The organism is Parachryseolinea silvisoli (assembly GCF_021190955.1).
GTDB lineage: Bacteria > Bacteroidota > Bacteroidia > Cytophagales > Cyclobacteriaceae > Ohtaekwangia > Ohtaekwangia silvisoli.
On the sequence record NZ_JAIOAO010000006.1, the window covers coordinates 1 to 26,430 of the forward strand.

The following is a 26,430-nucleotide window of genomic DNA, read 5'->3' on the forward strand; positions in this document are numbered from 1 at the left end:
TGGTCGTAAACCTTTCACAGTTTCTTAACCTTTCAATCTCTCTTCGATAACCCTTCCGATTTTCGAAGCCCTCTTTCGTTTTGGGAGTGCAAAGGTAAGAAGCTTTTTTCTCTTTGCAACTTTCTGGCTAAATCTTTTTTTCTTTTTTTAAACCTCTTTCAAGGCCTAATTCACTTCCATTCCAACCAGAATTCCTCAATACGTCAAGTCTATTTTTCTGCTTTCTCAGCCTTCGCCTTCTGCATCCCCGCCGCTCTTCTAGCGATTGGGGATGCAAATGTAGCAGGTGTTTTTCGTTTTGCAAATACCCTGCGAAAAAAATTACACAGTGACGAGCGAACGGTGTATGGTCTGTGTACGATCAGGCCCTGTCGACACCAATGTAATAGGAACATTCAGCTCTGTTTCCAGAAGCTTTATATAGTCGTTTAGCTCCGCCGGGAAATTTTCTTTTGATTGACGCAGGTCCGTGCCCCACCCTTTTATTTCTGTATAAACTGGTGAGATTTTTTCGTGCACGATCTCATAGGGGATCATATCCGTCACAGAACCGTCTTTTAACTCGTAATGAGTACAAACTTTGATAGTCGGGAATATACTTAGTACGTCCGCTTTCATCATCAATAATTGCGTCACGCCATTAATCATGATGGAATATTTTAACGATGGCAGGTCGATCCAGCCACAGCGACGTGCACGTCCTGTCGTAGAACCAAACTCATTGCCCTCTTTGCGCATAGCCTCGCCGTCGGTATCCAACAATTCTGTTGGGAACGGACCGCCGCCAACGCGGGTGCTATAGGCCTTAAAGATGCCATACACCTCGCCGATGTGACGCGGTGCAATACCCAGGCCGGTACAAGCGCCGGCGGTCACTGTATTAGAGCTTGTTACAAACGGGTAACTACCAAAGTCGATGTCGAGCAACGCTCCCTGCGCGCCTTCCGCCAGGATCGACGATCCTGCCTTCAGCTCGCGGTTCAGGAAATATTCGCTTTCAATGAGGTTAAATTCTTTCAGGAATTGCACGGCATCCAGGAATTGTGCTTCCAGCTCCGCCCAGTTGTAGGTCACATCGTGATCTTTCAAGATCTTGAAGTGCACGTCCGTGAGGCGTTTCAGACGGTCTTTGAAATCAGCCGAGAGGATATCCCCTACCCGCAAGCCTTGCCGACCGATCTTGTCCTGGTACGTGGGCCCAATACCCTTTAAGGTCGAGCCGATCTTGTTTTCGCCTTTCGCTTTTTCATAGGCCGCGTCCAATAGCCGGTGCGTGGGCAAGATCAACGTAGCCTTCTTAGAAATGAAAAGATTCTTTTTGACGTTCAGGTTGAACTTGGCCAATTTTTCGATTTCGGCTTTAAAGATCACCGCATCGAGTACCACGCCATTACCGATAACGTTGCGGGTGGTCTCACGGAAAATGCCGGAGGGAATTTGATGCAGCACATGTTTGATGCCATCGAACTCCAGTGTATGGCCTGCGTTGGGGCCACCCTGGAACCGGGCGACCACATCGTACTTGGGGGCCAGTACGTCAACGATCTTCCCTTTGCCTTCGTCTCCCCATTGAAGGCCCAATAAAACATCTACCTTAGACATCCGTGAAATTTCTTATTGATCTGATAAATTATTTTGCGATTTCTGCTTCCGACTGTATGATCTGGAAGATGGCGTTGAGCTTGGTAATGACCAACAGCTTCTGCACGTTTTCCGACGGCTTCATGAGGTAAACCTCACCGCCTTTGTTGCGGAACTTCGTGAGAATGGTGATGAGCACGCCAATGCCAGTGCTGTTGATATAGCGCAGCTCGGAAATATCGATGATGCACGTCAGCGCTTTTTCCTGTATGGCGTTATTGACGATCTCGATGACAGCAGCGCCATTATCTTCGCCGATCAGGTCACCCGACAGGCGTATGGACAGTTTGCTACCGTTTATTTGGTGATTAAAGTTCATAGTGTATTGTGCTTAGTTTGAAGCCGCCTGGCGATGCTCACAATCCACTTTGGTGCAGGCAGCGTACAGAATCAACGAATGGTGCATCACGTTGAAATGGAGGATCTCCTCCACGGTGTTTTGAATGTTTTGAATACGGGGATCGCAAAACTCCACCACTTTGTGACATTCTGTGCAGATCAGGTGATCGTGCTGTTTGAAGCCATACGATTTTTCGTATTGCGCCAGGTTCTTTCCAAACTGGTGTTTACTAACCAGGTCGCATTCCACCAGCAAGTCGAGCGTGTTGTAAACAGTCGCCCGGCTTACACGGTAGTTCTTATTCTTCATGCTGATGTAAAGAGACTCTACATCAAAGTGGCCATCGCGGGTGTAAATTTCCTCGAGTATGGCGTACCGTTCAGGCGTCTTGCGAAGCTCCTTGTTTTCCAGGTAGGCCGTAAAGATCTTCCTGACCTCGTCGTATAATTTCGGATTTAGTGCCATGAATTAACGGGCAAAAATAATCAAGTTTCAGCGATATGCCAATTTAGCTTTCTTAGACGTAGACTTTTGGCCAAAAAGGTTGTATTACAGGGTTTTAGTGGATCTTGGAGAGGAAGACTGGGGAGCATCAATGGAATGATTGCGGGCTTTCCTGTGGCAAAGGCACCCTGACGACATCGTGGAGGCACTGCCTCTCCAGAGATAAAGCATAGATAAAGCAGCGCTCCTTAATGCTGGCTTATCTATGCTTTACATATGCTTTATGTATGCAATATCTATGCTATAACCCCGGGGTTTACCCGTATCAAGGCCGTACTAAAGCCGTACATTACCCGTATCAAAGCTATACCATAGCTATCCTTCACCTATCCCTGACATATCCCCTACGCGGGAAATCGTACTATTCCTTGGAATCGAAACGGCTTACCTTCACAACCCCCTCCACACTCCGCAACTTCTCAATCAGCTGCTCCAAATGGCGGGTATCGTTTACATAAAGCATGATTTCGCCCTCAAAAATGCCGGAATCGGTGTGAATGGACATAGAGCTCATGTTCACTTTCAGCTCTTCGGAAATGATTTTGGAGACGTCATTGATGAGGCCCACGCGGTCAGTGCCGCGGATTTTCAGGCCGGTGAGGAACGCCACCTCGTGCTGGGACGTCCACTTGGCTTTTACGACCCGGTTGCCGTGGTGCGACAGAAGCTCGGGCGCATTCGGACAGTTGGTGCGGTGTATTTTGATGCCTTCGGACACGGTCACAAAGCCAAAGACGTCGTCGCCGGGGATGGGCGTACAGCATTTAGCCAGCTTGTAGTCCACCACGTCCATGTCCTCGCCTACCAACAGAATGTCGTCGTAGCGGCCTTTCTTGGTGATTTCCTGCTCGACGGTCTTCGCATCGGCCACCTGCAGATTGGGCCTGCTTTTAATGGGCGAGGACGGTTTGTTCTCAATAAATTTTTTGATGTCGGCCGCGGTGATAAAACCACGGCCGACACGGTAATACAATTCAAAGTTGGCGGGCACTTTAAAATGCTCACGCAGCTGCTCCATAAATTGCTGCGTGGGCTCTTCTTTTAGCTGGCGAAGCTTGCGGAGTAAAATCTCCTTGCCCTCTTCGGCCGATTTCCTTTTGTCTTCTTTGAGCTCGTCTTTTATGCGCGACTTGGCCTTGGAACTCACAACAAACCGCAGCCAGTCCTCGTGGGGGCGTTGCTTGGCAGAGGTCAGGATCTCAATCTGGTCGCCGTTCTTCAGCACATAGTTGATCGGCACCAGCTTATTGTTCACTTTGGCGCCGATGCATTTGGACCCCACCTGGGTATGGATTTCGAACGCAAAATCCAGCGCTGTCGCACCGTAGGGCAATGTTTTCAGCTCGCCCTTGGGGGTGAACACAAAGACCTCGTCGCTGAACAAATTGCCGCGGAAATCGTCGACAAAGTCGAGCGCACTGTGATTGTTTTGTTCCAGCAGGTCGCGTACGCGAGCCAACCACTTTTCGAGGTTCGATTCGGCGGTCGTATTGGTGTCTTTGTATTTCCAGTGAGCAGCGTAGCCTTTTTCCGCGATTTCGTCCATTCGTTTGCTGCGGATCTGCACTTCCACCCATTGCCCGTTTTTGGCCATAACGGTAGTGTGTAGCGACTCGTAGCCGTTCGCTTTTGGGGTGCTGATCCAGTCACGCAGGCGATCGGGGTTGGGGGTGTAGTAGTCTGTCACAATCGAATACACCTGCCAACAGAGCGCTTTTTCATGCTCCATTGTGGTGTCGAGTATGATGCGGATGGCAAACAGGTCGTACACCTCCTCAAAGGGGATGTTTTGCTTGCGCATCTTATTCCAGATCGAATGAATGGACTTGGGACGCCCTTTGATGTCGTATTCGATGGAGAGCTTGTCGAGCTCTTCTTTGATGGGCACCACGAACTGTTTGATAAACTTGTTCCGGGCGAACCTGGTGGCATCGATCTGCTGCGCAATGGACTGGTATATAGGCCGATCCGTAAAGCGCAGGTAGAGATCTTCCAGCTCGGTTTTGATGGCATTTAGCCCCAGGCGGTGTGCCAGGGGAGCGTAGAGATAAATGGTCTCGTTGGCAACCTTTAGCTGTTTCTGGCGGGGCATGCTGTCGAGCGTGCGCATGTTGTGCAAGCGATCGGCCAGCTTGATGAGGATCACCCGCACGTCTTCCGACAGGGTGAACAGCATTTTACGGAAGTTTTCCGCTTGTTGCGAGGTGCCGTATTCAAAAACACCTCGGATTTTGGTCAGACCATCGATGATCTTGGCGATTTTTTTGCCAAACATGCGCTCGATGTCGATCAGCTCGATGTCGGTGTCTTCGACAACGTCGTGCATGAGGGCGGCAATGATCGAGGTTGTACCCAGACCGATTTCTTCCACGCAAATCTCGGCTACCGCCAGGGGATGGAAAATAAAGGGCTCTCCAGACTTGCGGCGCATGTCTTTGTGAGCATCCAGCGACAGTGTAAAAGCCTTTTTGATCAATTTGGCGTCCTCATCCTTTAGAATGGGCTTAGCCTTGCGTAGTAATCTTCTGTATCGGCTGATGATCTCTTTTTTCTCCTGCTCCGTGTCGATTACCATCTTCTGAAATCCCTGATTTGAACTAATAAACGAGGTTTTTTCCTCTTTTGTAAGCTCTTTGTGAATAAAAAACGTAAACTATTCTTTATTTGCGAATATTCCATAAATTTGCGGCCTCATTTTCCGGATGTGGCGTAATTGGTAGCCGTGCCAGACTTAGGATCTGGTGCCGAAAGGCGTGGGGGTTCGAGTCCCTCCATCCGGACCAGCTGAACCCTCACTGTTCGTTAACAAAAGCGCGGGCAGAGAGGGTTCTTGGTTTCTCTGGAAAGGTAAACAATCAAACGTTTTAAGCTTTGGAAATAACTCTGAACAAAAAGAACAGCACTGAAGGTCTAATTAAAATTAGATTAACCGAAGGTGATTATCAACCCCGTGTGGAAGAAAAGCTGAAAGATTATTCGCGCAAAGCGAATATCAAAGGCTTTCGTCAGGGCAAAGTGCCTACCGGAGTGGTCAAGAAGATGTTCGGTAAATCCATTCTGGTAGACGAGATCAACCATCTCCTGTCCAACAAGCTTTCAGACTACATTAAAGAAAATAAGCTTCGCATTCTGGGCGAGCCCCTGCCCAATCAAGAAAAGGCCAGCGGCATTGACTGGGATACGCAGCGTGATTTTGAGTTCGAATATCAGATTGGGATGGTGGAAGATTTCACCTACGATCTTTCTCCCAGCGTAAAAGTTCAAGGCTACACCATTACAGTAGATGATAAGGTGATGGACGAAACGATCGCCGATCTGAAAAACCGCTTTGGCAATATGACCTACCCCGAGGCTGCCGGTGCAGAAGATAACCTGACAGGTGAGCTTCGCGCGAAAGACGGCGACTTCAAAAAAGAATACGCTTTCCTGCAACTGGACAAAGTCAATAAGAAAGAGCAAGCCAGGTTTGTTGGCGTGAAGAAAGATGAAGAAGTAGAGTTTGAAGTAAGTAAGCTTTTTGCGGACGAAGGTCTTACCGGCCAACTACTCGGCATTCCGGCAGAAGAAGCTAAAAGCGCCAAAGGAACCTATATTTTTAAGGTTACCAACATCAGTCATAACGAGCCCGCGGCTGTCAACACCGAGCTTTTTGATCGTGTTTTCGGCCCTGGCGTAGTGACGACAGAAGCTGATTTCATTCAGAAGGTGAAGGAAACGATCGCCGAGAATTACAAGCGTGAGTCCGAACACTTCCTCGACCACCACATTGAAGACTATTATCTCGATAACACGAAGATTGAGATGCCGGCGGAGTTCCTGAAGAACTGGTTGAAGTCGACCAGCAACGGTCAGGTAACGGATGATGTACTCGCAAAAGAGTTTGATGCGTACGCGCGCGGCCTGAAGTGGGACCTGGTGAAAAACAAAATTGCCGAAGACAAGCAGATCACGGTAGAGTCGGAAGAAGTTCGCGGGAAAGCGAAAGAAATGATCCTGGCACAGTTTGGCGGCCAGCAGTTTGCGGCCCAGCTGGGTGACCGTATGGATGCCATCGCTGACAATTATTTACAAAGCGAGAACGGCCAGAACTTCATGCGCCTTTACAACCAGCTTCGCGGCGAGAAGATCATGAAGCTGATCCGGGAGAGCATTACAGTACAGGAGAAAAAAGTGTCAGCAGACGAGTTCAAGAAGATCGTCGAAGAGCACAAACACTAATCGATACGTATTCAGGCTGGTAGCAGCCGTTGCGGACGACTGCAATAAAGCGCGCCAGTCATGCGACTATGGTTTTAATTCCGCCGCCGGGAGGGAATTAAAACCATTTTTGCTTTAAATGGGTTAAAGGATCGAAAGGGTTGGATTTGTGACCTTGGATGCCTAAGATTACTATAATTTCCGACCTCCAAAATGTAATTATTTTCATAATTGACTATGCAGTATAACAATGAATTCAGAAAGTACGCAGTGCACCACATGGGCATGAGCGGTAATACCGTTGACAGCTATGCGCAGCAAATCCAAAACATGACGCAGTATGTGATCGAAGAGCGGCCGGGCAACTTCCGGGCGATCGATGTCTTTACGCGTCTTATTTCTGACCGTATTATTTTCCTGGGAATGGGTATTGACGACCAAATCGCCAACCTGATCACTGCCCAACTGCTTTTCCTCGAATCTTCGGATCCGAAGAAAGACATCATCATGTACATCAACAGCCCCGGTGGTTCCGTGTATGCCGGCCTCGGTATCTATGATACCATGCAATATGTAAACCCTGATGTTGCAACCATCTGTACAGGCCTGGCAGCGTCGATGGGTGCCGTGCTGCTGACAGCGGGTGCTGCTAAAAAACGCTCTGCTCTGCCCCATGCGCGCGTCATGATTCACCAGCCCATGAGCGGCATGCAAGGTCAGGCTTCGGATATGGAAATTTCATTGCGGCAGACCCTGGAAGTGAAAAAGGACCTGTATAACATCCTGGCCAAGCATAGCGGCGCCAAATACGAGAAAATCGAGAAAGATTCTGATCGTGACTACTGGATGCGCGCCTCGGAGGCCAAGGAATATGGCCTGATCGACGAAGTTCTGGAACGTAAGAAAATCTAATTTAAAGGCAGATTTGTCACTGTGCAGATGTGCTAACTATTGGGTATTTTTGAAAGACCCAATGCGCACATTTGCACATTGCTAATCTCTACAAAACATGGCTGAAGTTACCTGCTCATTTTGCGGAAGAAGTAAAAAAGATGTTGACCTGATGATCTCTGGCATCCACGCGCACATTTGCGACAAATGTGTGACGCAGGCGAACCAGATCCTCAGCGAAGAGAAGAAAAGCAAGACGGAAGCGGGCTTTTCGCCCAATTTCAAGCTGATCAAACCGATCGAGATCAAGAAGTTCCTGGACGAATACGTCATCGGTCAGGATGAAGCTAAGAAGATCATGTCGGTAGCGGTATACAACCATTACAAGCGGTTGATGCAGCGTAAGCTTGACAACGATGTAACCATCGAGAAATCGAACATCATCATGGTCGGTGAGACCGGTACGGGTAAAACGTACCTGGCCCGCACACTGGCCAAGATGCTGCAAGTTCCGTTCTGTATTGCCGACGCCACCGTGCTGACCGAAGCCGGTTATGTTGGTGAAGACGTAGAAAGCATTTTAACACGCCTGCTCCAGTCCGCCGACTACAACGTCGAAGCTGCAGAGCGAGGCATTGTTTATATCGACGAGATCGATAAGATCGCGCGTAAATCGGACAACCCTTCCATCACCCGCGATGTAAGCGGCGAAGGCGTGCAACAGGCGCTGCTGAAGCTTCTGGAAGGTACTGCCGTGAACGTGCCACCGCAAGGCGGACGGAAACACCCTGATCAGAAAATGATTACTGTCAACACGGAGAACATTCTGTTCATCTGCGGCGGTGCATTTGAAGGTATTTCCCGCTTTATCGGTAACCGCCTCAATACACGCCCATTGGGCTTTGTGGCTGGTCTCGATGGCCTGCATCCTGCCGATATCAACAAAGACAACCTGTTGCAGTTTATAACAGCACAGGATCTCAAGAGCTTCGGCCTGATTCCCGAGCTCATTGGCCGTCTGCCAGTGGTGTCCTACCTGAACCCGCTGGACACCGACGCCCTGCGTAAGATTTTGACGGAGCCCAAAAACGCGCTCATCAAACAATACCGCAAGCTGTTCGACATGGAAAGCATCGAGCTCGAATTCAAAGATGGCGCCATCGACTTTATCGTCGAGAAAGCCATGGAGTTTAAGCTGGGGGCTCGTGGTCTACGCAGCATCTGCGAAGCCATCATCAACGACGCCATGTTCGAGCTTCCGTCTGAGAAGAATACCGACAGGCTGGTGATCAACCGCGCGTACGCGGAAGAGAAATTTAGCAAATCACATTACAGCAAGCTGAAAGTAGCCTAACCGGGCTACTTTCCGGCTTTCTTTAAGTACTGTATCATCAGCTGCGCCGCATTGTCGGACGCCGACCCTGTGTCCAGGATCCTGATAATCCGATCGTATTCTATGAGCATGTTCTCCCGGTAGGGCATATTGTCTAACATGCGCGTGAGCTCCGCTGAGACATCGTCTGGATTGGCTGCCCCTTGGATCATCTCCTTTACCACTTCCTTGTCGGCAATCAGGTTTACCAGGGATATGTAGGCTACACGAATGACCTGTTTTACCAGCCAGTACGAGATGGGGCTTGCCTTATACACCACTACCTGGGGCACGCGGAACAAAGCTGTTTCAAGCGTTGCCGTGCCTGACGTTACGATCGCGGCGGATGCATGCTGCAATAGATTATAGGTATCCTCAAAGATAAACGTGACGTTTGGATACTGCCGCAACGGAGCATATAGTGATTTATCCAGGTTTGATACAGCGGCCACGGCAAACTGGCGCCCCGGGAATTTCTCAATAACCGCTGCCATGAGTGGAATGATAGAGCGTAACTCCTGTCGGCGACTGCCAGGCAACAAAGCAACCAGTGGCGTCTTACCTTCAAGCTGGTTACGCTCCAGAAACGTAGGATCGTGTGTATGCGCTTTTACGGCGTCCAGGACGGGATTGCCGACATAGTCTACCTCCCAGTCAAACCGTTTAAAGAACTCCTTCTCAAAGGGCAGGATGACAAATAGCTGGTCTACATTCGCTTTCAGCTCCAACGCCCGGCGCTGATACCAGGCCCATACTTTGGGAGGTATATAGTAAAATACCGGAATGCCCGTCTTCTTGCCAAATTTGGCAATCCGGCGGTTAAAGCCTCCGTAATCTACCAGAATGATCACATCAGGCTTGTACGCGATGATATCCGCCTTGCACTTTCCAATATAACGTGATATCCTATTCAGGTTCGTGAGAATCTCTACCAGGCCCATAAAGGCCAGGTCGCGATAGTGCACTGTGAGCTTCACCCCACCCGACTCCATGTAGTCGCCACCAAAACCTTGAAAATCGGCTTGTGGATCACGCTGTTGAATGGCCCGGACGAGGTTGCCAGCATGCAGATCGCCTGATCGCTCCCCCGCTATGATATAATATCGCATGGCTGATAGAACTGATGAACGGGGTACGAGTTACGATTTATTCGCCAAAGTACTCTACATAATTCCGGGGTGTCTCGTACAAGCGGAGTGAATGCAGGGTACCGTACTTTGTAATGATAGGTATCTGGGCGTTCAGGATTTTCCAAATCTCGAGGGTCAATGTTTCGCAGCTGGCCAGTTTGCCCTGCATAAAATCGACGTCGAGGTTGAGGTTCTTGTGATCGAGCTTGTCTATCACCTCCCGGCGGATGAGCGTGCTCAGGCGCTTAAGGTCTACCACAAAGCCTGTTTCGGGATCTGGATGGCCTTTTACGGTCACAATTAGCTCAAAATTATGCCCGTGCCAGTTTTCGTTGGCACAGGGGCCAAAGACCTCCGCATTTTTCTCAGGTGTCCACTGCGGATTGTACAGCTTGTGGGCGGCGTTAAAATGTTCCTTGCGGGAGATGTAGATCATTATTTCCAGAAATTCCCTGCAAATTTTGGAAATAATCCTGAACAACCGGCCGACGATGGCCTATTAATTCAGGCTAATATCCCGGTCATTCAGGAATTTGCAAACGGCAACGATATCTTCCTGGTCTTTGAGCTTCACGTTAGACTCCTTCAGGAAGGCTTCTACCTGGGCGCGGTTTTCGCCTGAAAAGGATTCCAGGAATTTCTTCTTGTTGGGCGACACCTCCACCAACTTACCGTTCTTAGAGAGGAAATATCTGTTCTTCACCACGTACTTCGTCTCGTTGTTGCCCATATCCAGCGCGGCGTTGTAGCTGCCTGTTTTCACTTCGAGGAAATAGTATTTCAGCAACGTAGTCTCGGTATCGTTCTGCACCAAAATCTCAAAAAGGCCAGCTGCGCCCACTTGCGTTCCGCCATACTTCTGGGTAGCGACAAATGTCTGCAGGTCGCGTGTGTTCGCCAAGCCCATCGTCAGTGTTTTGACTGCTTTCATCGGTACCGTGCGAACACCTACATCGGTGTTGATCTCCAGGTAGCCGTTTTGGAGGTCGATGTTCATGCCATATTCTTTCACGACGCCGGCGTCGACCTCGAGTGTTCCGACCTTCCAGGTTTTATACAGGTACTTGCTGCCGGTAGTGACTTTCTCCGGAAAGCCAAAAGATTTAATCGTGCCGTACGGGCCGGTGTTCATATCCATGCCGCTGGCCTGCGCGCCACCGACCACGCCTTGTCCAAACATATTGGTATGCGACAGCATCAACCCTGCGAAGACAATCAATAAGCTAAATAAGCTTTCTTTCTTTCTCATAACTATGCTTTAAAACTCTATGCTATAATAACTGTAAAAAGGCTGACCGTCAAGGTCAGCCTTTTATACTTTGATTACATAGCGACGATTCGCCGCCCTGTATTTATGGTTTTAATGTAAAGGTGTGTGTATTCGCATCGATCGTTGCCGCTCCGGCCTTAACAACGTAATCAACAATAATTTCACCTTCGGTATATGTACCCGAGCCCGTTACGGTATAGGTTGTTCCACCGATCACGAAATTTTGTGAAGGAATTGTTATCTCTCCTACACCCGCGCAAACATCCGAGTGGTATTCGATCTCAACACCTGAATCCCAGAAGTTGTCATTCACCAGGATATAAGGAGCAGAACCCGCTGAGAAATTCACATCGTAGGTACCATATCCGGGCTCCAATGCGTCATAGTCTCCGGCATACGCAGACAGATCTTTATCTGCCGACACGCCTACGCGAACAACCTCATACGAAGAACCGCTCTTCACCACTTTTGCCAGTGTGTAGATGTTGTTGGCACATACGAAACTCGGATCAAAGGCGGCCGGGAATTCCAGTGTACCGGGGTTTTGAACACCCAACTGAGAATATTCCAGAGTAAGATCAAGCTTAGGAAGTTCTCCAAGTTGACCCGGATCAATCGCACTAGCGATACCCACTTGCAGCAAGTACTCACCATCATCGAGATCTTCCGTCAGCAGAGCCTCCTCAAACGCAGCGCCATTTACAGTCGCTCTGTCGCCATTCGGGTCTGTGATATAGAAGATTAGGTTAGCGATATCGGTCGGAGCAATTTCAGTACCTGAACCATCGAACAATACACCTGCCCAGCTCAGCGCCAGCGGCAGATCGCCATTGGATACGTTCTGGATTGTGAACGATATCGTGCGTGGCGTAATGCTGGCATTCTCTGTTCTGGCATCACCCACGGTGATGGTCAGGGTCTCGGTATCTTCGGGCACTTCATCCGCCAGAATCTTCACCTGACCTTTGGCCGTAGTCCGGTTTGCCGGGATCTTCAGCAGGCTCGTATAGGTGAAATCGGAACCTTCAGTAGCATCGCCACCGGTTACGTTAACATATACTGCTACGTCGACAATCTGCGCTGTGCTGAGGGTTACGGTGAATTCAAATGTGCTGTCTTTTTCCAGCAGCGTAACTTCCGGGTGATCAATTGTGATATTTACCGTCGGAGAGGTCGGCGTAAGTATGCTTTCACCCGTCTTATCGTCGTCGCTACAAGCCGCGAAGGCCACCGCCAGGGCAAGGAGGGATATATATTTACTATATAATTTCTTCATAATTCTGATAGGTTAAGCCTTATTCAACAATCTTCTCGAGCACATGATAGAAAGTACGGGGACCTGAGCCGGCGGTGAAGTAACCGAACGACATCGTCAGACGGTCTTTTCCGTCGGGCGAATTCGTTACGAAGTTGCTCGAACCACAATGTACATCGTCCATGTCTACCGGGTTGGACTCACAATCGATGAATGGCTGACCGTTACCTACTTGATCATCGCCTGTAGGCGTCTTATCAGGATAGGTGATCACACCGTTGATGATTTGGAAATACCAGGTGTTTCCTGTAAAGGCTTTTGCACCCAAATATTCTACCACACGGTAGGTTGTTGCATCTACCGATTCGATTACGGTTTCTTCCGGCCAGTCTGATGTGGTGTATGTAGGCACACCAAGGCGGTAATATTCACCTACGATCGCTCTGTATTTACCAGCATAACGAGTCGATACGCTAATACCTACTGTATAAGACTGTTGCACTACGCGCTCGTCATCCAATACGCTTTCAATACGAAACACCCAACGGTCGCCGATTTGATATTCGGTATCGCTGTCAGGCAATGCACCGGTAGTGCCGTCGGGATAGCCAACGGTCAGACCTTTCGTCAACTCGTCGAAATCGTACGAAGACGTGATGAAGTGGCCTTCGTCATTGGTGATCTCGATGCTTTCCGCTAGAACCTCGTTCGAAGTAAAGGTCCGGGTGGTATCTTTCGTTTCGCCGCCGACTGTTACTTCCCAGGTAACAGTTTTAGTGAACGACTTATACAGATTTACCGTGCGGGTTTTTTGGCGGCCCTGGTTTACCCAAAGCTCGATCGTATACGGACCATCCGGATTTCCTACTACATAGTTTATGGAAGCGCTCGTTGCTGTCAGCAAGCCCCCTTCCTGCGCATGTTCCGTGATGAGATCTTCCGACTCGTTACAAGCCGAGAGCACAGTCAGGGAAAAAGCGACGAAACAAAGTATCTTATTAAAATTGATTGTCATAATTTTCTTTCCGTTTAAAGGTACTACCACCTGTTATTGCATCCACCACACTTTTGACGTCAGCAAATCTCCGCCCATGTTGCCAACGGCAACCTGATAGTTGGTTGCATTGAGCGTTTGCTCATTGGACGGATAAATAAACCGGGAAGGGATTTGCGTAATGCCGATCGGGTCTCTAGCCGGGGTCAATGCAGGAACCTTCGTTCTTCTCCATTCGCTGAAGGCCTCGATACCCTGGAAGTACAGAGCAATGTATTTCTGCGTATAGATCTTGTTCAGACCGCCAGCAGCGTCATAGGCTACTCCGGGGATCGCGAGATAATCTGCAGCAACGAGGTTAACAATAGAACCATCCTCATTCTTGAACCCTTTGAAGGTATCGAACGATGCTGTAATACCCGCATTGTAGTAAGCAGCAGCGGCAGCATCACCACCACCGATAATGCCAAGTTTAGCAGCCTCGGCCAGTAGAAAGTTCAGCTCAGCATAATCCATGAATACACCTGGTGTATTGGGTTGCAGGAAGTATTCGCCAATCATTGACGTGTTAGCATAGTCATAACCGTTCACTGTCGGGTTGTTAACGCCAGGAGCAGCACCACGAATTTCATCGTCGTCATTCGGCTGCGCATATACTGGCAGGCGGGGATCGTTCAGACCATCCATGAGTGTAACGAGGGTCTCGTTAATTCTCCACTCCAGACGGGTGGTAAAGATTACGTTGTTCCAAACCGGATTTGCGTTCGGGTTGGTGGCGCGGTAGTTCAGTTGGCTGTTGTCAGCATTCGAAGTAAAGATTGCTCCGCTATTTACAATGGCTTGCATCTCAGCATCCACATCCACTTTATTTGACATTCTCATCAACAGACGTACACGCAAGGAGTTTGCGAACTTTGTCCACTTGGTCACATCACCACCGTAAAGGATGTCCTGCGCGGCCGGCAGTGTGCCCGCGCCAGCGAGGTATCCTACGGCTGCCTCCAGCGAGTCAACCATAGCCGGATAGATATCTTCCTGCTTGTCATATACCGGCAGTGTTTTGCCTTCTTCCGCCTGCAATGCACCCGAGTACGGAATATCACCAAATGTATCGGTCAGCAGGGAGAACACATAGGTCTGCCAAATCAGCGCAACACCTTTGGTTACGTTGTTTTGCTCGTCGACAGCGGCCAGGTACATCTTCTTAGAGTCCATCAGCGGACGTGCATACAGTTGGTCCCACCAGTTATTGATGGAAGTAACCCGAGGGTTATAACGTTCCTCATCATTGTACTGAACTTTTGCCCAGTGTTGAATCCAGGTTTCACCCATGTCACCACTGTTGAACATGTCGTACAGGATGTCACCGGTTTGCTCGATCATCGCCGGCAAGTGCAGATGAGACGGGATGACAACGGGACCGTTGGGGTTCTCGTTGATTTCTTCAAAATCGCCGGTACATGCGGTCACCAACATCGTTGTGAGCGCAGCGCCTGCCATATATTTCTTTATATTCAGAAAGTTCATCTCTAAATCCAGTTTAAATTTTACAGCGTAAAGTTTAAGTTAAAGCCCATGCTTCTGGTGCTGGGAGTCTGAGCGTGCTCAAGACCCAGGTTACCGTTGCTGTTGGTGAAGCCGGTTTCAGGATCAATGTGTGGCACTTTCGTGTACAGCAGCGCCAGGTTACGTCCGATAATCGAGAAAGTAACTTTCTTGAACGGAGTCTTGGTCAGCAGCGAAGCGGGTAGTGTATAGCCCAGTGACACCTGGCGCAGTTTTACGTACGAAGCATCGAACACAGAACCTGCTACTACGGTATTACCGAAGGCAGCATGGTTGTAGGTCATAGCAGGTACGCTAACGTCATTCGGGACATAGATCGGGTCACCATTTTCGTCGGTGCCAGCTTGTTTCACACCTTTACCGATGATACCGGTTTCACGACCTATCAGGGTTTCTTCGAGGATACCTGAATAGCGGCCCCATGCGTTGGTCATGGAGTAAACTTCACCGCCAATCTTCGCGTCAACCAGTACGTTCAAAGAAAGGCCTTTGTAGGAGAACGTGTTGTTCAAGCCTGCCAGCCAATCGGGGTTTGCGTCACCCAGCGTCTTGTTACCGCTAGGATCGCGTTGCGGCACACCGTTTACGTGAACGATGTTGCCTTGCGGATCACGCAGGTAATCGGTACCATAGATTACACCGTACGGCTGGCCGCGTTGTGCTATGATCTGTGAGTTCCAATAAGAGCTCAGCTGCAGTGCTTCCAGGCCAGGAGCCAGTTTCACTACTTCGTTTCTGTTTCGGGTAAAGTTTGCTGATACATCCCATGTGAAGCCCGTCGACGTTTTTATCGGAGAACCCGACACTTGCAGTTCGATGCCTTTGTTTGTCATCTCCCCGGCGTTAACCTGGAAGGAAGTATAACCAGAAGCTCCGGAAATGCTCACCGGTACGATCTGATCGGTAGATGTCTTGTTATAGTATGTAAACGTCAAGTTTACAGCGTTACCGAACAGCCCTAATTCCGTACCCAATTCGTAAGAAGAGCTGATCTCAGGCTTCAGGTTCGGGTTCAGCAGGGTATTGCCTACTGTAGGCGTGATCAGTGAACCGCCCCAAGGATCGAAGAACGAGTAAACGTTCACGAGCTTGTAGGGATCCGTATCGGCACCTACTTGCGCCCAGCCACCACGTATTTTTGCGTAGCTCAGCACTTCTGATTGCAGGCCGAGGATCGACGTTACGTCGGCACTCAACGAGAAGGAAGGATAGAAGTATGAGTTGTTATTTTTCGGCAGCGTGCTTGACCAGTCGTTCCGGCCTGTTACGGTCAGGAAGAGGTAATCACGGAAGCTCAATTCAACGTTACCATACAAGCTGTGGATCTCTTTTTGCTCAGCGAATGTCTCGACGTCTACCGCTACGCGGGAGTTGTCGAGGTTGTATACGCCGGGGATTTCCAGCTCAGGAGCTTCGGCGATAGTACGGTCATGCACCTGACGCATATTGTTACCGCCCACACTGGCCACAACTTTGAGGTCGGTCATGACTTCTTTATTGAATGTCAGCAAGAAGTCGGAGTTAACTTCGTACCAGGTACGGTCAACCTCCTGGTAGTTACCATTCGGGTAGTCATTAGAACCATGTGCACGTTTGCTAACGGCCAGATCAGTGAAGAAGTCAGTACCGGTTCTCACCGACAATGACAACCAATCTGTAAACTCGTAGGACAGACGCACGTTACCGATGATACGGTCTTTGTCGAAACCCTGTGTGTTGTTATACAGCACCCAGTACGGGTTGTTGTTGAAGTTGGTATTCCAGTTGATCGGCGTTCCTGCCGCGCTGGTACCTTCAGGAGCCAGTGGCAGATTGGCATAATCTTTCAGTTTCTGAACGTCTACGTTGCGTTGAAACCAGGTGAACTGCTGCATCGGGTTGTTGTTGTCATAACCTCCACCCGTGGTGTTGTCGCTTTTAGACTTGATATAGTTCACACTTACTTCTGCGCGAAACTTGTCGGTGACGTTCAAGCCGCTGCTAATAGCAATGGTATTTTTCTTAAAATCGTTGTTTGGGATGATACCCTTCTGATCGAAATTGCTCAACGAGAGACGGAAGTCAGCCTTTTCGTTACCGCCGGAGAGGGCGATGTTATTCTGGAATGTCTTACCTGTTTCGAAAAAGTCCTTGATGTTGTCTGGGTGCGAAACCCAGGGACGAGGCTGGCCGTCGAACGAATCCCATTGTACGAATTCAAGACCTTTGTCCAGTGCGGGACCCCAGCTTTCATCCTCACCACCGCTATCGGTAGTACCGTCGTGCCAGTTGTAGTATTTGTTGTTATAGCCACCACCGTACGAGTTTTGATACGAAGGTAGACGAAGGGGCTTCTCAAATGTAGCGGAGGAGTTCACTGAGATACCGAGACCTTTTGAACCACGGCCACTTTTGGTTGTAATAAGGATTACACCGTTCGAAGCCCGTGAGCCGTAAAGCGCGGCAGCATTCGGACCAGGGAGTACCGTTACAGACTCTACGTCATCGGGGTTGATATCGGCTGCACCGTTCTGACGGTCAGCGCCACCGTTACCATTTACTACGGTATTACCAATGCCGGTTGCGTAGTTGTTGTTGTTGATCGGAATACCATCCACCACGAACAGGGGTTGGTTGTTGCCCGTCAGGGAAGATGCACCGCGCAACACGATACGAGAGGAAGAGCCGACGCTACCTGAACCGTTAGTAACCTGAACACCGGCTACACGTCCCGAGAGGGAGTTTACGATGTTTGATTCACGTGCGGTGGTAAGTGCGCTACCCGATACATCTTGTACGGCATACCCCAGGGACTTTTTGTCCTTTTCAATACCGAAAGCCGTTACAACAACTTCTGTAAGTTGTTTGGTATCCGCGGCCATCGGCACGTCTACTGTGCTACGGCTTCCGATCTCAATTTCCTGAGTCGTCAAACCAATGAAAGTAATCATCAGGATACCGCCTTCAGCGGGTACCTTCAGGGTGTAAGATCCGTTTGCATCCGTTACTGTACCGTTGGTAGTACCCTTCAATACAACGTTTACCCCCGGAAGACCGGAACCATCTTCGGCGGAGGTGACACGGCCCGTGACCGTTCGCTCCTGTGCCCACACTGCGCTGCTGGCGAGTGCAAACACCGCTGTTAAGCATACGAGTAGAATTCTCTTCATACTGCTAAGTTTAGGTTAATGAAAATTAAATATGCACTTCAAACTTATAACAAAATAATAACCCATAAAAGGGTACTCCCTCAAAATTTAGTAGGTAATGCCTAAAAAAATCCCCCAAAAAAGGTTATAGGAAACGTTTGTGCTAGTGCATGTTAGCCTAAAAAAGCGCGTTTAAACACCTTTAAATCGTTTGTTTAAGGATGGGGTAGAATGCCTGGCTACCGAACAATAGTAAATTCGATCCGGCGGTTTAGCTGGCGGCCGTTTTCGGAGTCGTTTGAGGCAATGGGTTTGTCGGGACCATACCCTTTTGGAATGAGCCGGGTTTTGGCAATTCCTTTCGATAGAAGGTAGCTATATACGGACAGGGCCCGTTTTTCCGAAAGCTGGCGGTTGTGCGCGGCGGCGCCGGAGTTATCGGTATGGCCGCTTATTTCAATTTTCAGGGTCGGGTTTTCGTTCAGGAACCGCAAGATCTTTTCCAGTTCGGGAATAGACTGTTGCTTGAGCTCGTATCGGTCTACATCAAAGAAAATGTTGTTCAGGACGACGCCAGAGCCTATTGCTGCCCTTTCCAGGTCTACATCAATCTCTACCGGTCGCAGCTCCACCGGTCCCGCGTAATTAAAGTGTAAGCTTTTAAACAGATACGTCGTTTTGTTAACATAAAGTGCATAATCGGCTCCTTCCGGCAGCACCATTAGATATTCGCCAGAAATGGAGTCTGATGTTACCAGGGCTACCACCTGGTTGCTCGACAGGTTTACCAGCTCCACCCGGGCCGCCAGGGGCTGCCGATTTTGTTTGTCGCGTACGATACCTCGTACATAGTTGCTCTTTTTGTTCAGGCGCGTGCCTTCGGGAAATTCCAGTTCAAAGATCCGGCTACGGGAGGTGCCTGGACCAGTGGTTTCCTCGTGGGAGTAGTATCCTTTCTTACCATCGGCAGTAACGAATAATGAGAACTGGTCTTCGTGAGTGTTAATGGGAGCCCCAATATTCAAGGGGCTCGTCCAACCCTTGGAGTCCTTTTCTACAAAGAAAACATCATAACCGCCGAAGCCGGGCAGACCGTTGGACGCATAAAATAGCGTTTGGTTGTTTGCATGGATGAAGGGTGAGATCTCGTCAAAGGCTGAGTTCACGGGCTTGCCGACGTTCACGGCCTTGGTCCACCGGTCGTGATCGTCGAGCGTCGACATCCAAATGTCGCGGCGTCCCATGCCTGCGCGGCGATCGGAGACAAAGTATAATGTACGGCCATCGGCCGAGAGAGACGGTTGTGACTCCCACGCTGTACTGTTTACGCTGGCCCCCAGGTTGATGGGCTTTGTCCAGTCGTTGCCGATCTTGCGACTTTCGTACAGGTCGCAGCTGCCGATGATGTCGGGACGGCCCACACACGCGGTAAAGATCAGCTTGCGGCCGTCGGCGGAAATTGTACTGGTGCCTTCGTTTAACTGGGTATTAATATTTTTAGATATAGACTGGGGTGTGGTCCATCGGCCTTGCGCGTCTTTTTTTGATACCACCAGATCTTCGTCTGCATTCGGGTCGTTTGTTATGCGCCGGGTGAAGATCAGCTGCTGTTGGTCCGCTGTCAGTACGGGGAAGTACTGCATGGCGAAACAGTTTACGGTGTCGCTTAAAGCTTTCTGTTTGTATGGGGCTACGTCTTTTTGATTCTGCAGTGCAAACTCTGCACTCTTCAGCAGATGGGCCGCCCGGCCCAAACGAGATCTGTTCTGAGTCTCCTTTTTAAGATACTGGTCCAGCATCACGACGGATTTTTCATAGTTGCCGGAGGCAAAGTATGCTTCGCCCAGGTCGAACCAGAATACCTTTTGTTTGTTGACATCGGTTGTGCGTGATAGTCCCTGTTCGTAATATCGGATTGCCTCTGTGGTATTTTTCATGTCGGCATAGACCAGGCCCAGGCGATAGTAGGCTTCTACAAATTCCTCGTCTTTTTCAATGGCTTGCCGCAACATGTCGATGGCGGTATTGAACTGACGGCGCACGCGAAAGTTATCGGCTTGTGTATACAAGTCGATGGCTTTCTTGGATTTGGTGCTCAGCTGAACCTGCGCGGATACATAACCGGTGGACAACAGTACAAGTGAGAGCAGGAACAGAAGTCTAAGCATGCTTAAAGCTAAAAAACTATGTTGGATACGTCAATTTCAGGCGCATCAAATTCCAGCATGGCATTGATGAGCTTGCAGGCATCAAACGACCGAATGTCCTCCAGGCGTATATCTTCTTCTTGTAGAATGTTTTGCTCAATAAGCTTTTGCCGCTGTGTTCCTTTAAGCAATGCGGACCAGGGCGTCACCCATCGATTTTTGCGACGGAACGCTACGTTCGCATAGGATGAATCGGTTACGTAACCACGCTTCACGATCAGGATATCGTCACAATCTTTGCGCAGGGCAAACAACTGATCTAACAGCTTTCGGTTGGTGTATTTAAATTCATAGTTTATGCGATCGTGCTCTACTACGCGCAGGCTTTGCACCGGGCGATAGGTATAGGGTACAAATTCAATTTCGCGGCTGACGTCGTCGTATACAATTCTGCATTTATATAGCCCCTGCTCGGGACGTGCCATGGTGTTCAGCATAGGCTCCAGCTCCACATGGTCTTCGGCACCACACAATGTTTTCAGCGCACGGTTCATGCGTTGTTCGTGGCGGGAGAGGTTCAGGAAGTTGCCGTCGAGTAGCTTAATCGTTTCAAGTAAGAGGGACATAGACTTTATCGATTGTTTCCTGGTATTCTGCGTCGACCTGGCTTTGGGTGGTGATGCCACCACCGCTCCGGTAGTAGTATGTTCCGTCCTGGTTTTCGAGAAAACGGATCATCACACCACTGTCCAGTTGCTGTCCATTAAAATAACCAAATATTCCTGTATAATAACCACGTTTCTCCCCTTCTGCCTGGCGAATGATTTCCAACGTCTTCACTTTGGGTGCGCCGCTCACGGACCCTGCCGGCAACAGCGTGACCAAGATGCTGCCCAGTCGCGACCGGTAGTCATCCGGTAGCTCGCCGATGATCTCAGAGCTTACCTGTAACAGGTTCTTGTGGCTGGTGCGAATCTCGTCAAGGTAGCGGAACCGGTTTACTGTTACGCGTGTGGCCACCTGGCTCAGGTCGTTGCGAATCAGATCGACTATTGTCGTATGCTCGGCCCGTTCCTTTTCATCGTCCAGGATGCGTTGGGCTGCGTTCGGCACCGCGGCGTCGATGGTGCCCTTCATGGGATAGGAGTATATTTTGCCGTCGCGGATCTGTACGAAGATCTCGGGTGAGAAAACCAGGAACTCGTTTCGGAACAGCAATTTATACCGTGCCCGGCTGGCGTGAAACAATGTTTGAAGGGAGTTGCTGGATGTTACGTGGGTCTTAACGGTAAGGTTGGTCAAAAACGAATCACCGTATCCCAACCTTTCAAATACGTGCGCGAATTTCCGGATGTACTCCTGCCGGTCGTGCGGTGTTACGCGTAAAGGCTCAATGGGTGTGCTGGCGCGTGCCGTATTGTAAGTGTTAGTATAACCATTAACATCAAACCATATTTCCGACCCCGGCAGGTCTGCCAGCCGGGCAATGAAAGGCTTTTCCATTTCAAAGTCGATTACAAATAAAAAAGGGACCTTTTGTTGCCCCCATGCATTCATTGTATCGACAAAGTCGGTAATGGTCATCGGTGTCTTACGGTATATTCATGTATTTGTGTACCTGAAGCGATACCTGCCATTGCGGGTTGGCCTTGACGTAGTCAATAATTAACGGGAGTATTTCTTTTTCTTTTGACCATTCTGGTTGCAGAAAGAGCTGACACGACGAGCTTACTTTTTTTGCAAGCTCTTCGGCCCAGGCAAAGTCGCTTTTATTGTATACCACGATCTTCAATTCATCTGCTTTTTCAAAGATCGACTCGTGTGGGTTCTTAAATTTTTTGGGCGAGAAACATACCCAGTTCCAGGTGCCGGTAAGCGGATATACACCCGACGTTTCAATGTGGGTACGCAAGCCCGCTTGTTGCAACGCTGCGGTGAGGGGTGCAAGGTCGTGCATGACCGGTTCGCCGCCGGTTATCACGACGATCTTCCCTCCTGCTGCCGTGGCGCGGTCTACCATCTCCGTTATGGCAACGGATGGGTGCAGGCTGGCATCCCACGATTCTTTTACGTCACACCACACACATCCTACATCGCATCCGCCCAGGCGGATGAAATAGGCCGCATGGCCCTGATAGTGCCCTTCGCCCTGAATGGTATAAAAATCTTCCATCAGGGGAAGTGACAGCGGTGCTATAGCTTGTGCAGTTTTCACGGTGTCTCATGGGCTGTACAAGCCCTTGTGCGTCTAAACAACTTTAGGGATGTTGCAGTTCAGTAGCCCGCAGGGTATTGAGCAGCAACGAAGCGATGGTCATCGGTCCTACCCCACCCGGTGTCGGAGTGATATAGGATGCCTTGGGGGCTACCGCGTTGAAGTCTACGTCACCTTGAATGGCCCATCCTTTCGGATATTGCGGACCTTCTACACGGGTGGTGCCGATGTCAATGACAACAGCGCCTTCTTTTACCATGTCGGCCGTGATCAGTCCTGGCTTGCCTACAGCGACGAGCAGGATATCAGCCGAACGGGTATAGCTACCCAGGTCTTTTGTGAATTTGTGGCAGATGGTTACCGTCGCACGGCCTTGTTCGGCGAGCATCATGCTCAGCGGTGCGCCCGCAATGCGGCTTGCGCCAACTACTACGGCGTGTTTACCTTCCGTATCGATGTTATAGCGACGCAGCAATTCCATTACACCGAACGGTGTGGCCGGCATCAGTAGCGGATTTTTCGATATGATACTACCGAAGTTGTGGTTGGTAAATCCATCCACGTCTTTGTCGGAGCGAATCTTCTCGGTAATTTTTTCTACGGAAATATGCGGTGGCAGGGGCAGCTGTACAATGAAGCCGTCGACGTCGTCGTCGTTGTTGACGTGATCGATATGTTTGAGCAATTTCTCTTCCGAGATAGTGTCGGCAAATCGCATCATGGTATAATGGAACCCCACCGACTTGCAAGACTTCACTTTGTTGTCTACGTAGGTCTGGCTGGCGCCGTCGTCGCCGACGAGAATGATGGCCAGGTGGGGAATCTTCCGTCCCAGGGCTTTTCGCTCGGCTACTTTTTGTGAGATCTCATTTTTGATATCGGTCGATATTTTTCTACCGTCGATCAATGTATACGTCATTGCTTCTGTCATTCCCTGCTTAAAATATTATTCAATTTTCAGGATCGCCATAAATGCTTCCTGTGGCACTTCTACAGAGCCAATCTGGCGCATGCGTTTTTTACCTTTCTTCTGCTTGTCCAACAGTTTACGTTTACGGGAGATATCACCACCGTAACATTTCGCGAGTACGTTTTTGCGGATAGCACTCAGATTTTCGCGGGCAACAATCTTCTGACCGATGGCCGCCTGGATGGCAATGTCGAACATCTGACGCGGGATGAGCTCGCGGAGTTTTTCACAAAGCTTGCGCCCCCAATCCTGGGACTTGGCGCGGTGAACGATGGCACTGAGCGCATCGACTTTTTCGCCGTTGAGCATCACGTCGAGCTTCACCATGTCGGACTCGCGGAAGCCAATGAGTTGATAGTCCAGGGAAGCATATCCGCGGGAAATTGATTTTAGCTTATCGAAGAAGTCAAATACTATTTCGGATAGTGGCATCTCAAACGACATCTCCACGCGGTCGGTCGTGAGGTAGTTTTGGTTTTTGATGACGCCACGCTTATCCATACAAAGGCTGATGATCGGCCCGATGTATTCGGATTTGGAAATGATCTGTGCTTTGATATATGGCTCTTCGAGATAGTTTATTCTGGTCGGATCGGGCATTTCCGAGGGCGCGTTGACGCTTAGCTCCTCGCCATCTGTCAGGAAAGCTTTGAACTGCACCGAGGGTACGGTAGTGATCACCGTCATGTTGAACTCACGCTCCAATCGCTCCTGGATGATTTCCATGTGCAGCATGCCAAGGAAGCCGCAACGGAATCCAAAGCCGAGGGCCGCGGAGGTCTCCAATTCCCACACCAGTGAGGCATCGTTGAGCTGGAGCTTTTCCATCGAGGCACGGAGCTCTTCAAATTCCGTCGTGTCGACCGGATAGATGCCGGCGAATACCATGGGCTTTACCTGTTCGAAACCTTTGAGTGATTCGCCCGGCCTGTCAGGGTGTGTGATGGTATCGCCTACGTGCACTTCACTGGCAACTTTAATACCAGAGATCATATACCCTACATTCCCTGCACTGATCTCCGCGCGGGGTTGTTTGTCAAGCTTCAATACACCGATCTCTTCCGCAAAATATTGCTGCCCGGTGTTTACAAACGTAATTCTGTCGCCTTTGCGAACAGTGCCATTGATCACACGGAAATAAATCTCGATACCTCGAAACGAGTTAAAAACGGAGTCAAAGATCATGGCCTGCAGCGGGGCCTTAGGATCGCCCTTAGGGGCCTTGACACGTTTTACTACTGCCTGCAGGATCTCTTCGATGCCTTTTCCTTCTTTGGCGCTGGCGCGAATAACATCTTCCCGTTTACAGCCAATCAGCTCGACGATTTCGTCGGTCACTTCGTCCGGCATGGCGTGTGGAAGATCGATCTTGTTCAGGACCGGGATGATCTCCAGGTCGTGTTCCAACGCCAGGTAAAGGTTGGAGATAGTTTGCGCTTCGATGCCCTGGCTGGCGTCTACGATGAGGAGTGCTCCCTCGCAAGCGGCAATTGAACGCGATACTTCGTAGGAGAAGTCGACGTGTCCGGGGGTGTCAATGAGGTTGAGAATGTATTCCTGACCATCCAGTTTGTACTTCATCTGGATGGCGTGTGCTTTAATGGTGATGCCTTTTTCCTTCTCCAGGTCCATGTTGTCGAGGACCTGTGCTTCCATTTGCCGTTCATTGAGGGTTCCTGTGAATTCCAGGAGCCTGTCCGCCAGCGTGCTTTTGCCGTGGTCGATGTGGGCAATTATGCAAAAATTGCGGATGTTTTCCATACCCGTCTGTTCCTCAAAAATTTAGGAATGCAAAAGTAGGAATTATTACTGGATTAACCCGAGGGAATTTGCAGGCTGAAAGCGATCTTTAGAGCCTTCTACATCGCGATTTTCGTTGTCTTCGAGGTATTCCGCTTTCGCCTATGGCGTCTGAATAATGCAGCCAACCGCCTCCGTTTTTCGAACGGCGGGTGTTTTGCCTTGCAGGGCCTCGTCAATGGCGTCCTGCAAATAATGTTTTGTTACTCGTTGGCGGTATTTGCCTAGATCAAAAAACCAGTTGTCGATAGCCCCCTGGTAGAGGATCTGGCCCTGGCGACCTACGAGAATGGCTTCGGGCGTAATGGTGGCATGGAACCGTCGTACGTCGGTGAAATCGCGGTCGATCGATACCGGAAATTTAATGGCGTACTCGTCCACAAACGTTTTTACTTCGTTTGGATTAACCTTTCCCGGTATGATACCTCGCACGCGGGGCTTATGCGTAGCGTAGACGCATCTATGCGGCGAAGCTCACTTATGTATTTTTGGCTGATGGGACAGTCAACGGCGAGAAATACCCATACCGTGAGGCTGTCAGTAGAGCCTTGCGTAGGGGCCTCCTGTAAAGTTTTTTGCTGTGCGGCGGCTGTCTGCCAACTGACCATGGCCAGCCAACAGAGGAGCGCCATATTCGGAAAATACCCTGCGAGCCGGTTGCGCCAATAGCGGGTCAAACCGAAAAGCTTTCACCGCAACCACACGTACGGCTGGCATTGGGATTGATGAATTGAAAGCCTTTTCCGTTCAGGCCATCTGTAAAATCCAGTACGGTGCCTAAGAGGTACAGCAGGCTTTTTTTATCGACGAGAATTTTCACGCCCTTGTCTTCGAAAACCTGGTCGGCAGGATTGATTTGGTTATCGAATCCGAGGTCGTACATCAGTCCTGAGCACCCGCCGCCCTTCACGGAAACGCGAATGTTATGTTCTTCTGTTCTGCCCTCTTCGACCCGCAAAGCGGCAATTCTTTCTTTTGCTTTATCCGTTACCTGTATCATTGTAGGAATG

General features: G+C 49.7%; 22 protein-coding genes and 1 tRNA gene. 4 read left to right on the plus strand and 19 right to left on the minus strand.

The window, feature by feature from the left end; all coding sequences use genetic code 11:
• Positions 1–321: 321 nt before the first annotated feature.
• The 4 genes from K7P01_RS27510 to K7P01_RS27525 all read right to left on the minus strand — a co-directional run bounded on the left by K7P01_RS27510 (position 322) and on the right by K7P01_RS27525 (position 5,060).
• Complete coding sequence (locus K7P01_RS27510; protein WP_267297819.1) at positions 322–1,602, minus strand: adenylosuccinate synthase; 1,281 nt, start codon at positions 1,600–1,602, stop codon at positions 322–324.
• Between the two features lie 28 nt (positions 1,603–1,630).
• Positions 1,631–1,960, minus strand: a complete 330-nt coding sequence (locus K7P01_RS27515; protein WP_254086522.1) for an STAS domain-containing protein — start codon at positions 1,958–1,960, stop codon at positions 1,631–1,633.
• Positions 1,961–1,972: 12 nt separating this feature from the next.
• Positions 1,973–2,446 carry a Fur family transcriptional regulator gene (locus K7P01_RS27520; RefSeq protein WP_254086521.1) on the minus strand — a complete coding sequence of 158 codons (474 nt, stop codon included), beginning with the start codon at positions 2,444–2,446 and terminating at the stop codon, positions 1,973–1,975.
• A gap of 400 nt (positions 2,447–2,846) precedes the next feature.
• Positions 2,847–5,060 (minus strand): RelA/SpoT family protein, encoded by a 2,214-nt coding sequence (locus tag K7P01_RS27525; RefSeq protein ID WP_267297820.1) that lies wholly within the window; start codon positions 5,058–5,060, stop codon positions 2,847–2,849.
• Positions 5,061–5,183: 123 nt separating this feature from the next.
• Here K7P01_RS27525 and K7P01_RS27530 point away from each other — a divergent pair.
• The 4 genes from K7P01_RS27530 (at position 5,184) to clpX (ending at position 8,927) form a co-directional block, all read left to right on the plus strand.
• Positions 5,184–5,268, plus strand: a tRNA-Leu gene (locus tag K7P01_RS27530).
• Positions 5,269–5,356: 88 nt separating this feature from the next.
• Entirely contained in the window at positions 5,357–6,703 is a 1,347-nt protein-coding gene (locus K7P01_RS27535; RefSeq protein ID WP_267297821.1) for a trigger factor, read from the plus strand.
• A 216-nt stretch (positions 6,704–6,919) separates the two neighbouring features.
• The gene (locus K7P01_RS27540; RefSeq protein WP_317987637.1) at positions 6,920–7,594 is read left to right on the plus strand and encodes a ClpP family protease; all 675 of its coding nucleotides are present in this window, start codon (positions 6,920–6,922) and stop codon (positions 7,592–7,594) included.
• A gap of 97 nt (positions 7,595–7,691) precedes the next feature.
• Complete coding sequence (gene clpX, locus K7P01_RS27545; RefSeq protein WP_267297822.1) at positions 7,692–8,927, plus strand: ATP-dependent Clp protease ATP-binding subunit ClpX; 1,236 nt, start codon at positions 7,692–7,694, stop codon at positions 8,925–8,927.
• 5 nt (positions 8,928–8,932) lie between these two features.
• On the opposite strand, the gene lpxB is transcribed toward clpX, so the two are convergent.
• From lpxB to K7P01_RS27620, 15 genes are all read right to left on the minus strand, one after another.
• The gene (lpxB, locus tag K7P01_RS27550; protein ID WP_267297823.1) at positions 8,933–10,054 is read right to left on the minus strand and encodes a lipid-A-disaccharide synthase; all 1,122 of its coding nucleotides are present in this window, start codon (positions 10,052–10,054) and stop codon (positions 8,933–8,935) included.
• A 37-nt stretch (positions 10,055–10,091) separates the two neighbouring features.
• Positions 10,092–10,511, minus strand: a complete 420-nt coding sequence (locus K7P01_RS27555; RefSeq protein ID WP_267297824.1) for a 6-pyruvoyl trahydropterin synthase family protein — start codon at positions 10,509–10,511, stop codon at positions 10,092–10,094.
• 63 nt (positions 10,512–10,574) lie between these two features.
• Positions 10,575–11,324: a hypothetical protein gene (locus tag K7P01_RS27560; protein WP_267297825.1), complete on the minus strand. Its 750-nt coding sequence runs from the start codon at positions 11,322–11,324 to the stop codon at positions 10,575–10,577.
• A 103-nt stretch (positions 11,325–11,427) separates the two neighbouring features.
• Positions 11,428–12,621 carry a Calx-beta domain-containing protein gene (locus K7P01_RS27565; RefSeq protein WP_267297826.1) on the minus strand — a complete coding sequence of 398 codons (1,194 nt, stop codon included), beginning with the start codon at positions 12,619–12,621 and terminating at the stop codon, positions 11,428–11,430.
• A 19-nt stretch (positions 12,622–12,640) separates the two neighbouring features.
• Complete coding sequence (locus K7P01_RS27570; protein WP_267297827.1) at positions 12,641–13,615, minus strand: hypothetical protein; 975 nt, start codon at positions 13,613–13,615, stop codon at positions 12,641–12,643.
• Positions 13,616–13,648: 33 nt separating this feature from the next.
• Positions 13,649–15,121 carry a SusD/RagB family nutrient-binding outer membrane lipoprotein gene (locus tag K7P01_RS27575; RefSeq protein ID WP_267297828.1) on the minus strand — a complete coding sequence of 491 codons (1,473 nt, stop codon included), beginning with the start codon at positions 15,119–15,121 and terminating at the stop codon, positions 13,649–13,651.
• 20 nt (positions 15,122–15,141) lie between these two features.
• Positions 15,142–18,309, minus strand: a complete 3,168-nt coding sequence (locus tag K7P01_RS27580) for a SusC/RagA family TonB-linked outer membrane protein (protein ID WP_267297829.1) — start codon at positions 18,307–18,309, stop codon at positions 15,142–15,144.
• A 218-nt stretch (positions 18,310–18,527) separates the two neighbouring features.
• Positions 18,528–20,456 carry an OmpA family protein gene (locus tag K7P01_RS27585; protein WP_267297830.1) on the minus strand — a complete coding sequence of 643 codons (1,929 nt, stop codon included), beginning with the start codon at positions 20,454–20,456 and terminating at the stop codon, positions 18,528–18,530.
• Positions 20,457–20,464: 8 nt separating this feature from the next.
• Positions 20,465–21,061 carry an aminotransferase class IV gene (locus K7P01_RS27590; protein WP_267297831.1) on the minus strand — a complete coding sequence of 199 codons (597 nt, stop codon included), beginning with the start codon at positions 21,059–21,061 and terminating at the stop codon, positions 20,465–20,467.
• A complete protein-coding gene (locus tag K7P01_RS27595) occupies positions 21,045–22,019 on the minus strand; it encodes an aminodeoxychorismate synthase component I (protein WP_267297832.1) in 975 nt (324 codons plus the stop codon). The genes K7P01_RS27590 and K7P01_RS27595 overlap by 17 nt, the downstream gene beginning before the upstream one ends.
• A gap of 7 nt (positions 22,020–22,026) precedes the next feature.
• Complete coding sequence (locus K7P01_RS27600) at positions 22,027–22,608, minus strand: 7-carboxy-7-deazaguanine synthase QueE (protein ID WP_267298126.1); 582 nt, start codon at positions 22,606–22,608, stop codon at positions 22,027–22,029.
• An 85-nt stretch (positions 22,609–22,693) separates the two neighbouring features.
• Positions 22,694–23,581: a bifunctional 5,10-methylenetetrahydrofolate dehydrogenase/5,10-methenyltetrahydrofolate cyclohydrolase gene (locus tag K7P01_RS27605; RefSeq protein WP_267297833.1), complete on the minus strand. Its 888-nt coding sequence runs from the start codon at positions 23,579–23,581 to the stop codon at positions 22,694–22,696.
• A gap of 15 nt (positions 23,582–23,596) precedes the next feature.
• The gene (lepA, locus tag K7P01_RS27610) at positions 23,597–25,381 is read right to left on the minus strand and encodes a translation elongation factor 4 (RefSeq protein WP_267297834.1); all 1,785 of its coding nucleotides are present in this window, start codon (positions 25,379–25,381) and stop codon (positions 23,597–23,599) included.
• A gap of 141 nt (positions 25,382–25,522) precedes the next feature.
• Positions 25,523–25,852, minus strand: coding sequence for a thioredoxin domain-containing protein (locus K7P01_RS27615; protein WP_267297835.1), 330 nt, complete (start codon positions 25,850–25,852; stop codon positions 25,523–25,525).
• Positions 25,853–26,093: 241 nt separating this feature from the next.
• Positions 26,094–26,420, minus strand: a complete 327-nt coding sequence (locus K7P01_RS27620; protein ID WP_267297836.1) for a HesB/IscA family protein — start codon at positions 26,418–26,420, stop codon at positions 26,094–26,096.
• Positions 26,421–26,430: the final 10 nt, after the last annotated feature.